The organism is Nocardia lasii (assembly GCF_042658545.1).
GTDB classification, from domain to species: Bacteria; Actinomycetota; Actinomycetes; order Mycobacteriales; family Mycobacteriaceae; genus Nocardia; species Nocardia lasii.
This window is the reverse complement of the sequence record NZ_JBHSQN010000011.1, coordinates 261,367-275,879: the sequence shown is the minus strand read 5'-3', so window position 1 is coordinate 275,879 and position 14,513 is coordinate 261,367. Positions and strand designations below refer to the sequence as shown.

The window sequence follows — 14,513 nt, the reverse complement described above, 5'->3', positions numbered from 1 at the left end:
GCCGCCCGCATGATGAATGGCGGTGGGGCTGTGGGACAACAGAACGGCGGTATTCAGCACAACGGGGCGGCGGACCTGGTCAAAGCCAGGGCGCAGCTGCTCGACGGCGCAGGCACGCGCAATCCGCGACTGGACCCGGAATCACTGCGCGGAGCCCTGGTCGACCTGTTCGAACTGTGGCTCACCAGCAAGGGCAACGAACTCGGCATCACCGCCGACAGCGGCCTGTCGGTCGTGGCGGTCGGCGGACTCGGCCGCCGCGAGATGCTCCCGTACTCCGACCTCGACCTCGTGCTGCTGCACGACGATGTCGACCCCAAGGTGGTCGCCGAGGTCGCCGACCAACTCTGGTATCCCCTCTGGGACGCCCACATCAAGCTCGACCACAGCGTGCGCACGGTGCCGCAGGCCCTGCGCGTGGCCGCCGACGACATGATCGCCGTGCTCGGCATGCTAGAGGCCCGCCACATCGTCGGCGACGAAGACCTCAGCAATCTGCTCATCGGCGGTGTTCGTCGCGAATGGCGCACCGGGATCCGCTCGCGCTTCGACGACCTGCTGGCCCAGACCACCGCGCGCTGGCAGCGCAGCGGCGAGATCGCCCACCGCGCCGAACCCGACCTCAAGAACGGTCGCGGCGGACTGCGCGACATCCAACTGCTCGAAGCCCTCTCGATCGCCCAACTGACCGACTCCATGCCCGGTCTTGGCCCCGACGTGCCCGGTGGCGGCCTGCGCCAGGCCCACCGCAGGATCCTCGACGTGCGCACCGAGCTGCACCGGGTGGCCGGTCGGGCCCGCGACCAACTGCGCGCCCAGGACGCCGACGAGATCGGCGCGGCGCTGCGCATCGGTGACCGCTTCGATCTGGCCAGGACACTGACCGATTCGGCGCGTACGGTGAGCTATTCGTGCGATGTCGGCCTGCGAACGGCCGCCAACGCGCTGCCACGACGCGGCCTGGCCAGGTTGCGTCGGATGCCGGTGCGCCGACCACTCGATGAGGGGGTGGTCGAGCACTCCGGCGAGGTGGTGCTGGCCAGAGACGCCCGCCCGCAACGTGATCCGGGCCTGATCCTGCGGGTCGCCGCGGCCTCGGCGCAGTCCGGGCTGCCGATGTCGGCCACCACCCTCAACCGCCTGTCCGAGGACGCGCCCGAACTGCGCGAACCGTGGCCCAAGGACGCGCTCAACGATCTGCTCGTGCTGCTCGGCGCGGGCCGCGGCAGCATCGACGCGGTCGAGGCGCTGGATCGAACGGGCCTGTGGGGCAGGCTGTTCCCCGAATGGGGCGCGGTGCGCGATCTGCCCCCGCGCGACGCCATCCACACCTGGACCGTGGATCGACACCTGATGGAGACCGTCGCCTACGCGAGCGGGCTGAGCACCAGGGTCGCCCGGCCCGACCTGCTCGCGCTCGGCGCGCTGCTGCACGACATCGGCAAGGGCAGGCAGGGCGATCACAGTGTCGTCGGCGCCGAACTGGCCACCCACATCGGCCGCAGGCTCGGGCTGTGGCCCTCGGACGTGCGCACGCTCAGCGCGATCGTGCGCCACCACCTGCTGCTGCCCGACACCGCCACCCGGCGCGACCTCGACGACCCGGCCACCGTGCGCCACGTCGTCGACGCCCTCGACGGCGACGTCGGCCTGCTCGAACTGCTGCACGCGCTGGCCGAGGCCGACTCGATGGCGACCGGTCCCGGCGTGTGGGGCGACTGGAAGGCCTCGCTGATCGGCGAACTGGTCCGCCGGTGCCGACTGGTCATGGCGGGCGAGCCGCTGCCGGAACCGGAACCGATCGACCCCGCGCTGTTGGCCGCGGCCGCCGACGGGGGCGTGCACGTCACGCTCACGCCCGGCGACGGCAAGCACACCTTCGTGGTCACGGTGATCGCGCCCGACACGCCCGGCCTGCTCTCCGACGCGGCCGGGGTGCTGGCCCTGCATTCGCTGCGGGTGCTCTCGGCGTCACTGGGCAGCGCGGGGGACTCCGCGATCAACACCTTCGTAGTGATGCCCAAGTTCGGCGACCCGCCCGAGGCCGGTCTGCTGCGCCAGGAACTGATCCGGGCGATCGGCGGCGCGCTGGTCGTGTCGGAGGTGCTGGCCAAACGCGAAGCCGAGGCCCTCGGCACCGGACCCGGCCGCTACGCGCGCGCCCAACCGCGCGTGATCTGGTCACCGACCAGTACACCCGGGCAGGTGATTCTCGAGCTGCGCGCCGACGATCGGGTGGGCATGCTCAGCCGCCTCGCCGGTGCCTTCGCCGCGACCGGCGCGAATGTTCGCTGGGCCAAGGTGGTCACGATGGGCTCGGCCGTGGTCGACGCGTTCTGCCTCGAACTCGGCGACGCCGACAGCCCGGCGCTGCGCGAACGCATCGAAAGCGCGGTGCTGCAAGTGGTTCCGCAACCCGCGCCACCGCCGCCGCCCACCGAGGCCGCCGCTGCGGGCTGACCAGCGCCGATCACGTTAGGACACAGTTTGCTCACTGATTGCTATCGGATTGCTACACGCCGTTTCTCGCGGTCCGATAAGTCGAGATGTGACCTATAGCATTCTGCGGGTCCAGCACTTTTCCGGGTCGGGCTGTCACTCGTACGAGGGGAGCTGATCGGTGGCTATCGAAGTCGTTTCCGCATCAATGATGACCAGTGACGCGACCGCGCACATCGCGCGGTGCGTCGGTGGTGACCTGTGGGTGGTTTCGTGGTTGCCGGGTCGCACGCTCAGCGGCGCACAGGCATTGGCCGCGATGACCATCGCCTCGACCACGGCGCACCGCGTCGACAGCGCCGATTCCGAATGGTTGCGGATCGAGGCGCTCTCGCGCGAACTCGGTCTCACCGGTCGCGAAGCGGTGTACCTGGTCAACATCGAATCGCACGAGTTGCGTCGCAGCGCGCCACCGCACGTGCGGCAGATCGAATAACCTCCATTACCCTGGGAGGGAATTATCTGACCCTTTCAGATCAGGAGCGCGATCGGTGTTCGAATCCCTGTCCGACCGGCTTACCGGTGCACTGCAGGATCTGCGCGGTAAGGGGCGTCTGTCACCGGCCGACATCGACGCCACCGCCCGCGAGATCCGCCTCGCACTCCTCGAAGCCGACGTCGCGCTGCCCGTGGTGCGCGGCTTCATCGCCAATATCAAGGAACGCGCCAAGGGCGCGGAGGTCTCCGGCGCGCTCAATCCCGCGCAGCAGGTCGTCAAGATCGTCAACGAGGAACTCGTCACGATCCTCGGCGGCGAGACCCGACGGCTGAACCTCGCCAAGAACCCGCCGACGGTCATCATGCTGGCCGGTCTGCAGGGCGCGGGTAAGACCACCCTCGCGGGCAAGCTGGCCAAATGGCTCAAGGGTCAGGGACATCAGCCGCTGCTGGTGGCCTGTGACCTGCAGCGCCCCGGCGCGGTCACCCAGCTCCAGGTCGTCGGTGAGCGCGCGGGCGTGCCCGTGTTCGCCCCGCACGGCGGCACCTCCATCGGTGGTGGCGAGAACCCGCTCGGGATCTCCGCGGCCGACCCGGTCGCCGTCGCCGCGGCCGGTATCGAAGAGGCCAAGGCCAAGCAGTACGACGTGGTCATCGTCGACACCGCCGGTCGCCTCGGCATCGACGCCGAGCTGATGCGCCAGGCCGCGGGCATCCGCGACGCCGTGCAGCCCGACGAGACCCTGTTCGTGCTCGACGCCATGATCGGCCAGGACGCGGTGAGCACCGCCGAGGCCTTCCGCGACGGCGTCGGCTTCACCGGCGTCGTGCTCACCAAGCTCGACGGTGACGCCCGCGGTGGTGCGGCGCTGTCGGTGCGCAAGATCACCGGCGCGCCGATCATGTTCGCCTCCACCGGTGAGAAGCTCGAGGACTTCGACGTCTTCCATCCCGACCGGATGGCCTCGCGCATCCTCGGCATGGGCGACGTGCTCACCCTCATCGAGCAGGCAGAACAGGTCTACGACGCCCAGCAGGCCGAGGAGACCGCCCGCAAGATCGGCAGCGGCGAGCTCACCCTCGAGGACTTCCTCGACCAGATGCTGGCCATCCGCAAGATGGGCCCCATCGGCAACCTGCTCGGCATGCTGCCGGGCGCGGGCCAGATGAAAGAGGCACTGGCCGCGGTCGACGACAAGCAGCTCGACCGGGTGCAGGCGATCATCCGCGGCATGACCCGCGCCGAGCGCGACAACCCCAAGATCATCAACGCCTCGCGCCGGCTGCGCATCGCCAACGGCTCCGGCGTGCAGGTCTCCGAGGTCAACCAGCTGGTCGACCGGTTCTTCGAGGCCAAGAAGATGATGGCGGCGATGGGTCGGCAGATGGGGATGCCGGGCGCCCGTCGGGCCAACAACAAAAAGGGCGGCAAGAAGGGCAAGAAGGGTGGGCGCGGGCCCACGCCGCCGAAGATGCGCGGCGGATTCCCCGGGATGCCCGCCGGAATGCCGGGGCTGCCCGCGGGGATGGACCTGTCGCAGATGCCGCCCGGATTGGATCAGTTGCCGCCGGGACTCGAGGGTATCGACCTGTCGCAGTTCAAGTTCCCCAAGAACTGAGCCGGTAGAGCACTCGCGCCGCGTGGAGTCGACCCGACACCACGCGGCGCGCTGCTGTCGGCGGTAGGTTGGGGAGCGGGCTGACGTCTGGAGGTTCTGCTGTGCATGTGCGTGGTGTGGTGCTGCCCGATGATGTCGAACGTGACCTGTGGGTCGTCGACGGGGCGGTGACGTTCGAACCGGTCGCCGGCGCCGAAAGTCTGTGTCGCACAGGGTGGATCGTGCCGGGGCTCGTGGACGCGCACTGCCACGTCGGGATCTCCTACGGTGGCGGCGACGAGACCCACGAGGGTGCTGTCGAGCAGGCCGAGACCGAGCGCGACGCCGGGGCGCTGCTGCTGCGCGACGCCGGTTCGCCGATCGACACGCGGTTCATCGACGAGCACGTCGAATTGCCGCGCATCATTCGAGCGGGCCGCCACATCGCCCGGCCCCGCCGCTACATCCGCGAGCTGGGAATCGAACTCGACGACGAACGCGACCTGCCCGAGATCGTCGCCGAACAGGCGCGGTTCGGGGACGGCTGGGTCAAGATCGTGGGGGACTGGATCGACCGAGCCGTGGGCGATCTGCGCCCGCTGTGGAGCGACGACATCCTGAAGCAGGCCATCGACGCCGCCCACGCCAACGGTGCCAGGGTCACCGCGCACGTCTTCGGCGAGGACGCGCTGCCCGGCCTGATCAACGCGGGCATCGACTGCCTCGAACACGGCACCGGACTCACCGACGACACCATCGCGCTGATGGCCGCCCACGGCACCGCGCTGGTCCCCACCCTGATCAACATCGACACCTTCCCCGGCATCGCCGACAGCGCCACCAAGTTCCCCGTCTACGCCGCCCACATGCGCGACCTGCACCACCGCGTCCGCGACACTGTCGGCAAAGCCCACGAGGCGGGCGTGCCCATCTACGCGGGCACCGACGCAGGCGGCTCCATCCGCCACGGCCGCATCGCCGACGAGATCACCGCCCTCACCGGCGCAGGCCTCACCCCCCACGAAGCCCTCGGCGCCGCCTCCTGGAACGCCCGCACCTGGCTACACCGCCCCAGCATCGAAGAAGGCGCCCCGGCGGACTTCGTCATCTACACCCACGACCCCCGCACCGACCCCCGGTCCCTGACCGACCCGCAGTGGGTCGTGCTGCGCGGGCTGGTCGTGAAGACCCCCGACCCGGTCACAGGTCACCGCTGAATCGGGCGTTGCGCGCCGATAGCGGAGGCGATTTCCGGGCCTGCCCGGTCGTCTGGCACAATGGTGCCTCGTCCTTCCTGGACAGTGTCAGCCCGTCTCCGGTTCCGTACCGCGCGGCGGTCACGCACACATGCGCGAAACCGGACCCGCAGACCATGTGGGTCGCAGAATCGCGTGGTGACCACACTACTGAAAGAAGACTGAGCAGCATGGCTGTCAAGATCAGGCTCACCCGCCTCGGCAAGATCCGTAACCCCCAGTACCGCGTCGTCGTCGCCGACTCGCGCTCGCGTCGTGACGGCCGGGCCATCGAGTCCATCGGCCTGTACCACCCGAAGGAAGAGCCCTCGCTGATCCAGATCGACGCCGATCGCGTCGCGTACTGGCTCTCGGTCGGCGCGCAGCCCACCGAGTCGGTGCAGCGTCTGCTCGAGATCACCGGCGACTGGCAGAAGTTCAAGGGCCTGCCGGGCACCGAGGGCACCCTGAAGGTCAAGGCCCCGAAGGCGTCCAAGCTGGACCTGTTCAACGCCGCCCTCGCCGCCGCGGACAACGCGCCCACCACCGAGGCCGTCACCCCGAAGAAGAAGGCCGCCAAGAAGGACGAGGCTGCCGCTGAGGAAGCCGTCACCGAGGCTGCCGAGTAATGACTGCCGTTGTTGCCGATGCCGTCGAACACCTGGTTCGCGGCATCGTCGCCAACCCCGACGACGTCCGTGTCGAGCTGCTCACCGGACGTCGCGGGCGCACCGTCGAGGTGCATGTCCATCCTGAAGACCTGGGCAAGGTGATCGGACGCGGTGGTCGCACCGCGACCGCGCTGCGCACCCTGGTCGCCGGCATCGGCGGCCGTGGGATCCGGGTCGACGTGGTCGATACCGACGCCTAGATGGAACTCGTCGTAGGTCGGGTCGCCAAGTCGCACGGCGTGCGCGGCGAACTCGTCGTCGATGTTCGCACCGACGCACCGGAGGTCCGGTTCGCGCCGGGCGCCGTCCTGCGCGGTCGGATGCCGAAGTCGTCGGCGACCCGTGACTACACCGTGAAGTCGGCCCGAGAGCACTCGGGCCGGCTTCTGGTGTTCGTCGACGGTATCGACGACCGCACCGCCGCCGACGCCCTGCGCGGCACCCTGTTCATCGTCGACAGCGACACCTTGCCGCCGTCCGACGATGACGACGCCTTCTACGATCACGAGCTCGAGGGCCTTCGGGTCGAGCTCGGCGACGGCACCGTCGTCGGCACGGTCACCGAGGTGCTGCACTCGGCCGCGGGCGAACTGCTGTCGGTGCGCGCCGCCGACGACGGCCGCGAGATTCTCATTCCCTTTGTCACCGCCATCGTCCCGACGGTCTCGCTCGCCGATGGTCTGGTGGTCATCACCCCGCCCGAGGGCCTGCTCGATCCGGAGTAATTCGTGCAACTCGACGTCGTCACGATCTTCCCGGAGTATCTCGAGCCGTTGCGCACGGCGCTGCTGGGCAAGGCCATCGACAAGGGTCTGATCTCGGTCGGGGTCCACGACCTGCGCGACTGGACCCATGACGTGCACAAGTCGGTCGACGACTCGCCCTACGGCGGCGGCCCCGGCATGGTCATGAAACCCACCGTGTGGGGCGACGCGCTCGACGCGGTCTGCCCCGACGACGCCCTGCTCGTGGTGCCCACCCCCGCCGGCGTGCCGTTCACCCAGGCCACCGCGCAACGCTGGGCCACCGAGAAGCACCTGGTCTTCGCCTGTGGGCGCTACGAGGGCATCGACCAGCGCGTCTTCGACGACGCCGCCCGCCGGGTGCGCGTCGAGGAGGTGAGCATCGGCGACTACGTCCTCATCGGGGGCGAGGCCGCGGTGCTGGTGATGACCGAGGCCGTGGTGCGCCTGATCCCCGGCGTGCTCGGCAATCAGCAGTCACACGAGGAGGATTCGTTCTCCGACGGGCTGCTCGAGGGCCCCAGCTACACCCGACCGGTGTCCTGGCGCGGCCTGGACGTACCGCCGATCCTGCTCTCGGGCGACCACGCCAAGGTCGCGGCGTGGCGCCACGACCAGTCGCTGGAGCGCACGACCGCGCGACGCCCCGATCTGCTGCCCTGAGCTATCCCGCGACCACACGGGTCGTGATGCAGAACGGATGCCCCGCGGGGTCGAGCAGCACCCGCCAGCGCGGATCGGGTTGCACCGGTGCGGGTTTCGCGCCGATCGCCACGGCGTGCTGCTCGCACAGATCCAGGTCGGCATCGGCGGCGAGATCCAGATGCACCGCCGCGGTCCCCGGCCACTGCGGCGGGAAGTAGTCCTCGACCCGTTGCGCGGCCAGCGTCAGGCCCGAGGGTATGCGGATGCCGACACTGTGCTCGTCGTTCCACAGGACCCGCCCACCGAGGAGCCCGAGGTAGAAACGGGCGAGGGATTCGGGGTCGTCGCAGTCCAGGGAAAGGCCGGCCAGTTGAAAAGGCTCCGTCATCTCATCGACGGTACCGGGCAGCGCGGACGCCGAGATTGTTTTGTCCCAAAGACATTTGGGTATCCAGAAGGATCATTCGTTGTGCGAACGTCCAATGTGGGGATTGCTGGTTCCATTCGGAACCGGGGACGGATCGGACGCGGGTTCGCCGATCGCGGGCGATCGCGCGACCGCCCCGCTGATGTGCCTGCGTAGTCGTTGTCTCAGTGGGCGATTCGGTGTTCGCGCGATTGTTGCGAGGATTCTGGATCGGTTCGGGGCCATCGCCGTGACGGCTGGGCGGGTCGAATTCGGGGCCGGTTCGGGTCCGAAAGGGTGTGCGCGGCGTGACGAATCGCACATCGGGGCCGTGTGATTCGGAGTGGCGAGGCTGCGGCGGGTCGCGGTCACCGCGGTGGCCGTTCGACGGGCGAACACACCGGCGGGCCCGGTGCGCGAACCCGACGTGACGACGATTCGCTGACCTGGGTGCGGGCGGGGTGTCGGGGTGGAGCTGTAGTCTCTGCGGCTGTGACGACAGCGCCAGAGATCGCCGACAGCACGACCGCCCTCGCCAGCGTTGGCAGGCGGATCGCCGATGAACTGGGGGTGCGGGAGACTCAGGTCCGCGCCGCCGTCGAACTGCTCGACAGCGGTTCGACGGTTCCGTTCATCGCGCGCTACCGCAAGGAGGCCACCGACGGCCTCGACGACGCCCAGCTGCGCCAACTCGAGGAACGCCTCGGGTACCTGCGTGAGCTCGACGAGCGCCGTGGCGCGATCATCGAATCCATCCGGGGGCAGGGCAAACTCGATCCCGCCCTGCACGCGCAGCTCATGACGGCCGAGACCAAGGCTCGCCTCGAGGACATCTACCTGCCGTACAAGCCCAAGCGCCGCACCAAGGCCCAGATCGCGCGCGAGGCCGGGCACGAGCCGGTGGCCGACGCCCTGATCACCGACCACACCACCGACCCGGCCGCCTACACCGCCGAACAGCTCGACGGCGCCCGCTCGATCCTGGTCGAACGCTTCGCCGAGGACGCCGACCTGGTCGGTGAACTGCGCGAACTGATGTGGAACCGCGGTCAGGTCAGCTCGCGAGTGCGCGCGGGCAAAGAAGAGGCGGGCGCCAAGTTCGCCGACTACTTCGAGTTCAGCGAGCCCTTCCACAAACTGCCCTCGCACCGGATCCTGGCGCTGCTGCGCGGGGAGAAGGAAGAGGTGCTCACGCTGCACCTGGAAGCCGACACCGAAGAACCCGAGCCCGGTGCGCGCACGATCTACGAGGGCCGCATCGCGGTCGCGTTCGGCATCGCCGACAAGGGCCGCCCGGCCGATTCCTGGCTGCTCGACACCGTGCGGTGGGCCTGGCGCACCAAGTTGCAGGTCAGCCTCGGGATCGACACGCGGATGCGGTTGCGTCAGGCCGCGGAGAAGGACGCGGTCGACGTGTTCGCCGCGAACCTGCGCGACCTGCTGCTGGCCGCCCCCGCGGGCACCCGCACCACGATGGGCCTCGACCCCGGCTACCGCACCGGCGTGAAGGTCGCCGTCGTCGACGCCACCGGCAAGGCCGTCGCGACCGAGGTCATCTACCCGCACAAACCGCAGGGTCAGACCGAGAAGTCCCTGGCCGTGCTGGCCGCGCTCGTCGCCCGATTCGACGTGGAGCTCATCGCGATCGGCAACGGCACCGCCTCGCGCGAGACCGACGCCCTCGCGGTGGAACTGATCTCGCGCATCCCCGAGAACAAGCCGACCAAGATCGTGGTGTCGGAGGCGGGCGCGTCGGTGTACTCGGCCTCGGCCTACGCCTCGGCCGAACTGCCCGATATGGACGTGTCGCTGCGCGGGGCGGTCTCCATCGCCCGCCGGTTGCAGGATCCGCTGGCCGAGCTGGTCAAGATCGACCCGAAGTCGATCGGCGTCGGCCAGTACCAGCACGACGTGTCCGAGACGCTGCTGGCGCGCTCGCTGGGCGCGGTCGTCGAGGACGCGGTGAACGCGGTCGGCGTCGACGTGAACACCGCCTCGGTGCCGCTGCTGGCCCGGGTCTCGGGCGTGTCGGGGTCGGTCGCGGAAAGCATTGTGGCCCACCGTGATCAGCACGGGCCGTTCCGCAGCCGTACCGCCCTGCTCGACGTCGCGCGCCTGGGCCCCAAGGCCTTCGAACAGTGCGCGGGCTTCCTGCGTATTCGCGGCGGCGTCGACCCGCTCGACACCTCCGCCGTGCACCCCGAGGCCTACCCGGTGGTGCGTCGGATTCTCGAGCACACCGGTCGGGAGATGTCGGAGGTCATCGGCAACACCGGCACCCTGCGCGCCCTGCGACCCGCCGACTTCACCGACGAGAAGTTCGGTGTGCCCACCGTCAGCGACATCATCGCCGAACTCGAGAAGCCGGGCCTTGACCCGCGCCCGGAGTTCAAGACCGCCGAGTTCGCCGCGGGCATCGAGAAGGTCGCCGACCTGAAGCCGGGCATGGTGCTCGAGGGCGTCGTCACGAATGTGGCCGCGTTCGGCGCGTTCGTCGACGTCGGCGTGCACCAGGACGGTCTGGTGCACGTGTCGGCGCTGTCGCACTCCTTCGTCAAGGATCCGCGCGAAGTCGTGAAGTCCGGCGACGTGGTGAAGGTGAAGGTGCTCGAGGTCGACGTGGCCCGCCAGCGGATCGGCCTGAGCCTGCGCCTGGACGACGAACCGGGCAAGCCCGCACAGGGGGACAATCGTGGAGGCGGGCGCGGACCCGGCCGGGTCGGCCAGGCGCCGCCACGCAAGCAGGGACAGCCCCGACAGGGCAACAGCGGCGGCAACCAGCGCAAACAGGCCGCCGCGCCGACCGGATCGATGGCCGACGCCCTGCGCGCGGCCGGTTTCGGCAACAAGTAGGGACACGACGACAGGGCGGGCGGCATGCGACGGTGGCTCGACGACGAGGTGATCGCGCACGGCCGCCTGCCCCTGCTCTGCTTCCTGCTGGGATTCATCCTCGGCTTCGTGGTCATCCGCATCAGCGTGCGGATGATCCGCGCCAATGTGCGGTGGTGGCCGGGCAATGTGAAAGCCGGCGACACCCACATCCACCACATGGTGTTCGGCGTGATCACGGTGCTGCTGTCGGGAATCGGGCTGATCGCCACCGCCGAGGACTCCACCCAGGTCACCTCGAGCGTGCTGTCGGCGGTGTTCGGCGTCGGCGCGGCCCTGGTGCTCGACGAGTTCGCGCTGATCTTCTACCTGCGTGACGTCTACTGGTCCGAACAGGGCCGCACCTCGGTCGACGCGGTGTTCGTCGCGCTGGCGGTCACCGGACTGCTGCTGCTCGGCGTGCAACCCGCGACCTTCCTCGACTACGACGACTTCCGACAATCCAGCGGCGTCGGGGTACGGGTCGGGGTGGCGATCACGATCACGGTGAACCTGCTGCTCGCCGGGGTGGTGATCGCCAAGGGCAAGATCTGGACCGGCCTGTTCGGCATGTTCTTCACGCCGCTGCTGCTGGTCGGGGCGGTGCGCTTGAGCAGGCCCGGTGCGCCGTGGGCGCGCTGGCGCTACGGGCACCGGGCCAAGACCATGAATCGGGCCATCGCGCGCGAGCGGCGGTATCGTCGACCCGTCATCCGGGCCAAGATCTTCGTCCAGGACCTGATCGCGGGCAAACCCGATGTCGAGCACGCGCGCACCGCCGCCGAGGCCGAGTTGGCGCGCACGGTCGTGGCCGCACCGCCCGCGCCGCTGCCGCATCCGCACCTGCTGCCGCGCCGTCGGGCCGATCAGTCCGACGAACCGTGAGCCCGATTTCGATCGCGAGGTCCGGGTCTGGCACAATGAACCGGTTGCCTCGGCCGAGTCATGTCCGAGAGCACTCCTGTTCTGAGCATGAACCGGTCGCGCGCGTGAAGTGCCGCCAGGTTCCTCTGTTCACGTGAAGAATCCGAAAAGGTGGAAAATGAACACCCTTGATTTCGTCGACGAGAAGTCGCTGCGCAGCGATGTCCCCAACTTCCGTCCGGGCGACACCCTGAACGTGCACGTGAAGGTCATCGAAGGCTCGAAGGAGCGCATCCAGGTCTTCAAGGGCGTCGTGATCCGTCGCCACGGCGGCGGCATCGGCGAGACCTTCACGGTCCGCAAGGTGTCCTTCGGCGTCGGTGTCGAGCGCACCTTCCCCGTGCACAGCCCCAACATCGACCACATCGATGTCGTGACCCGCGGTGACGTGCGTCGCGCCAAGCTGTACTACCTGCGCGATCTGCGCGGCAAGGCTGCCAAGATCAAGGAAAAGCGCTGATCTCGCAGTAGCACCACGCAGTACCAGAATTTCTTCAGGTAGCCCGGCACCCGACTCACGTCAGGGTGCCGGGCTACTCTGTTCGGCGTGGCAGACGAAAGTGGTTCGGTGTCGGTGTCGGATTCGGGTGACGACGACGGTGGGCAGCAGCGGAGAAAGAAGCGCGGCGCCAAGAAGCAGCGCCCGTTCTGGCAGGAACTGCCGATCCTGGTGGTGATCGCGGCGGTGATCGCCGCACTGATGGTCACGTTCGTCGGTCGGCCGTACGTGATCCCGTCGCAGTCGATGGAGAACACGCTGCTCATCGGCGATCGCATCTACGTCCAGAAGATCAGCTACTACGCCTCCGAACCCGGACCGGGCGACGTGGTGGTCTTCGTGGGACCGCCGTCGTGGAACGGGCACTACAAGTCGGTGCGCTCCGACAACGCCGTGGTGCGCGGCATCCAGAACTTCCTCTCCTACTTCGGACTGGTTCCGCCCGACGAGAACGACCTGGTCAAACGTGTGATCGCGGTGGGCGGGCAGACCGTGCAGTGCTGCGATCCGCAGGGTCGGGTGATGGTCGACGGGAAACCGCTCGACGAGCCCTACATCAAGAAGGACTACCCCTGGTTCACCGATCGTCCCAACGCGGTGTACCCGGCCGGGCGGGTGTTCGGGCCGGTCAAGGTGCCCGAGGGCAACCTGTGGGTGATGGGCGACAACCGCAACGAGTCGGCCGATTCGCGCGCGCATGTCAGCGACGATCTGCAGGGCACGGTGCCGGTGGACAATGTGCGCGGCAAGACGGTCTTCAAGATCTGGCCCCCCGGCCGAATGGGTCCAGTCAAAACCCAGAACGCGCAAGAGAACTGACGCGACAGGACAATCGAACTGTGGGGCAGGATCGGACCAGCTGGCCGCCGCGGATGGTGATGCGCCGCGCGGGTGGACTACGCACCCTCGAGGCCGCACTCGTGCGCGGCGGCCTCGCACCGGTGGCCGGTGTCGACGAGGCCGGGCGCGGGCCCTGTGCGGGACCGCTGGTGGTCGCCGCGTGTCTGCTGGCGCCCAAGGCCTACGACAAGCTGTCCGGGCTCGACGACTCCAAGAAACTCACCGAGGCGGCCCGTGAGGAGCTGTTCCCGGTGGTCCAGCGACTGTCGCTGGCGTGGAGTGTGGTGGTGGTGCCCGCGTGGGAGATCGACGCGATCGGCATCCACGTCGCCAATATCGAGGGCATGCGCCGAGCCGTGGCCGGCCTGGCCCGCGAGCCCGGCTACATCCTGACCGACGGATTCAAGGTCCCCGGGCTGCCCGCGCCGTCGCTGCCGGTGATCGGCGGCGACGGCACGGCGGCCTGCATCGCGGCGGCGAGCATCCTGGCGAAGGTCACCAGGGACCGGATGATGGTCGAGCTCGACGCGCAGCTGCCCGGCTACGGTTTCGCCGCGCACAAGGGCTACAACACGCCCGAGCACACCGCCGCGTTGCGGCAGCTCGGACCCAGCACCGAACACCGCCGTTCCTGGCGCAATGTGCGCGAGCTCGAGGTGCCCGGAGGTAGCCGAGTGGCTACCCGCGCGGCGCATGCGCGATGATGACAACAATGAACGCGGCGCTGCTAGCAGGAGGACGTCCCACCCGATGAGTGCTGAGGACCTCGAGAAGTACGAAACCGAGATGGAGCTGTCCCTGTACCGCGAGTACAAGGACATCGTCGGCCAGTTCTCGTACGTGGTGGAGACCGAACGGCGCTTCTACCTGGCCAATTCTGTCGAACTGCGTCCGCAGAACGCCGACGGCGAGGTGTATTTCGAAGTGCGGATGAGCGATGCGTGGGTGTGGGACATGTACCGCCCGGCCCGCTTCGTCAAGCACGTGCGGGTGATCACGTTCAAGGACGTGAATATCGAGGAGCTGGAGAAGCCGGACCTGCGCCTGCCGGAGTAGTTATCCCCAGGCTCGGAGTTATCCACAGGTTTTCTGTTTGCCCAGGTCGCGGGGGAGGGTGCCGCGAGGGGGTGTGCCCATGCTTGGC

At 68.7% G+C, this 14,513-nt stretch carries 15 protein-coding genes; 14 read left to right on the top strand and 1 reads right to left on the bottom strand.

What is annotated here, in order from left to right; translation table 11 throughout:
• Positions 1-9: 9 nt before the first annotated feature.
• The 8 genes from ACFP3H_RS17380 to trmD all read left to right on the top strand — a co-directional run bounded on the left by ACFP3H_RS17380 (position 10) and on the right by trmD (position 7,847).
• Positions 10-2,460: a [protein-PII] uridylyltransferase gene (locus tag ACFP3H_RS17380; RefSeq protein WP_378607085.1), complete on the top strand. Its 2,451-nt coding sequence runs from the start codon at positions 10-12 to the stop codon at positions 2,458-2,460.
• 160 nt (positions 2,461-2,620) lie between these two features.
• Positions 2,621-2,935 (top strand): hypothetical protein, encoded by a 315-nt coding sequence (locus ACFP3H_RS17375; RefSeq protein ID WP_378607082.1) that lies wholly within the window; start codon positions 2,621-2,623, stop codon positions 2,933-2,935.
• 55 nt (positions 2,936-2,990) lie between these two features.
• Positions 2,991-4,556, top strand: a complete 1,566-nt coding sequence (gene ffh, locus ACFP3H_RS17370; RefSeq protein WP_378607079.1) for a signal recognition particle protein — start codon at positions 2,991-2,993, stop codon at positions 4,554-4,556.
• A 101-nt stretch (positions 4,557-4,657) separates the two neighbouring features.
• Positions 4,658-5,752, top strand: coding sequence for an amidohydrolase family protein (locus ACFP3H_RS17365; RefSeq protein WP_378607076.1), 1,095 nt, complete (start codon positions 4,658-4,660; stop codon positions 5,750-5,752).
• Positions 5,753-5,961: 209 nt separating this feature from the next.
• Entirely contained in the window at positions 5,962-6,399 is a 438-nt protein-coding gene (rpsP, locus tag ACFP3H_RS17360; protein WP_378607073.1) for a 30S ribosomal protein S16, read from the top strand.
• Positions 6,399-6,641 (top strand): RNA-binding protein, encoded by a 243-nt coding sequence (locus ACFP3H_RS17355; RefSeq protein WP_056811833.1) that lies wholly within the window; start codon positions 6,399-6,401, stop codon positions 6,639-6,641. The genes rpsP and ACFP3H_RS17355 overlap by 1 nt, the downstream gene beginning before the upstream one ends.
• Positions 6,642-7,166 carry a ribosome maturation factor RimM gene (gene rimM / locus ACFP3H_RS17350; RefSeq protein WP_378607070.1) on the top strand — a complete coding sequence of 175 codons (525 nt, stop codon included), beginning with the start codon at positions 6,642-6,644 and terminating at the stop codon, positions 7,164-7,166. It begins immediately after the preceding gene.
• Positions 7,167-7,169: 3 nt separating this feature from the next.
• Positions 7,170-7,847, top strand: a complete 678-nt coding sequence (gene trmD / locus ACFP3H_RS17345) for a tRNA (guanosine(37)-N1)-methyltransferase TrmD (RefSeq protein ID WP_378607067.1) — start codon at positions 7,170-7,172, stop codon at positions 7,845-7,847.
• Position 7,848: 1 nt separating this feature from the next.
• Here the strand turns inward: trmD and ACFP3H_RS17340 are convergent, their stop codons facing one another.
• A complete protein-coding gene (locus ACFP3H_RS17340) occupies positions 7,849-8,217 on the bottom strand; it encodes a VOC family protein (RefSeq protein ID WP_378607065.1) in 369 nt (122 codons plus the stop codon).
• Between the two features lie 510 nt (positions 8,218-8,727).
• On the opposite strand from ACFP3H_RS17340, the gene ACFP3H_RS17335 reads away from it, so the two are divergent.
• From ACFP3H_RS17335 to ACFP3H_RS17310, 6 genes are all read left to right on the top strand, one after another.
• Positions 8,728-11,088: a Tex family protein gene (locus ACFP3H_RS17335; RefSeq protein ID WP_378607062.1), complete on the top strand. Its 2,361-nt coding sequence runs from the start codon at positions 8,728-8,730 to the stop codon at positions 11,086-11,088.
• A gap of 24 nt (positions 11,089-11,112) precedes the next feature.
• On the top strand, positions 11,113-11,991 hold the full coding sequence (locus tag ACFP3H_RS17330; protein WP_378607059.1) for a hypothetical protein: 879 nt from the start codon (positions 11,113-11,115) through the stop codon (positions 11,989-11,991).
• A 157-nt stretch (positions 11,992-12,148) separates the two neighbouring features.
• Positions 12,149-12,490 (top strand): 50S ribosomal protein L19, encoded by a 342-nt coding sequence (gene rplS, locus ACFP3H_RS17325; RefSeq protein WP_062986944.1) that lies wholly within the window; start codon positions 12,149-12,151, stop codon positions 12,488-12,490.
• Between the two features lie 87 nt (positions 12,491-12,577).
• Positions 12,578-13,348 (top strand): signal peptidase I, encoded by a 771-nt coding sequence (gene lepB, locus ACFP3H_RS17320; RefSeq protein ID WP_378607056.1) that lies wholly within the window; start codon positions 12,578-12,580, stop codon positions 13,346-13,348.
• A gap of 20 nt (positions 13,349-13,368) precedes the next feature.
• Entirely contained in the window at positions 13,369-14,073 is a 705-nt protein-coding gene (locus tag ACFP3H_RS17315) for a ribonuclease HII (RefSeq protein ID WP_378607053.1), read from the top strand.
• Positions 14,074-14,119: 46 nt separating this feature from the next.
• The gene (locus tag ACFP3H_RS17310; RefSeq protein WP_011210678.1) at positions 14,120-14,425 is read left to right on the top strand and encodes a DUF2469 domain-containing protein; all 306 of its coding nucleotides are present in this window, start codon (positions 14,120-14,122) and stop codon (positions 14,423-14,425) included.
• The last annotated feature ends 88 nt before the right edge of the window (positions 14,426-14,513 follow it).

Coding starts and splice junctions, on each gene's coding strand:
- ACFP3H_RS17380 (WP_378607085.1), top strand. CDS start 10: ATGATGAATGGCGGTGGGGCTGTGGGACAACAGAACGGCGGTATTCAG.
- rpsP (WP_378607073.1), top strand. CDS start 5,962: ATGGCTGTCAAGATCAGGCTCACCCGCCTCGGCAAGATCCGTAACCCC.
- ACFP3H_RS17355 (WP_056811833.1), top strand. CDS start 6,399: ATGACTGCCGTTGTTGCCGATGCCGTCGAACACCTGGTTCGCGGCATC.
- rimM (WP_378607070.1), top strand. CDS start 6,642: ATGGAACTCGTCGTAGGTCGGGTCGCCAAGTCGCACGGCGTGCGCGGC.
- ACFP3H_RS17340 (WP_378607065.1), bottom strand. CDS start 8,217: ATGACGGAGCCTTTTCAACTGGCCGGCCTTTCCCTGGACTGCGACGAC.
- ACFP3H_RS17330 (WP_378607059.1), top strand. CDS start 11,113: ATGCGACGGTGGCTCGACGACGAGGTGATCGCGCACGGCCGCCTGCCC.
- rplS (WP_062986944.1), top strand. CDS start 12,149: ATGAACACCCTTGATTTCGTCGACGAGAAGTCGCTGCGCAGCGATGTC.
- ACFP3H_RS17310 (WP_011210678.1), top strand. CDS start 14,120: ATGAGTGCTGAGGACCTCGAGAAGTACGAAACCGAGATGGAGCTGTCC.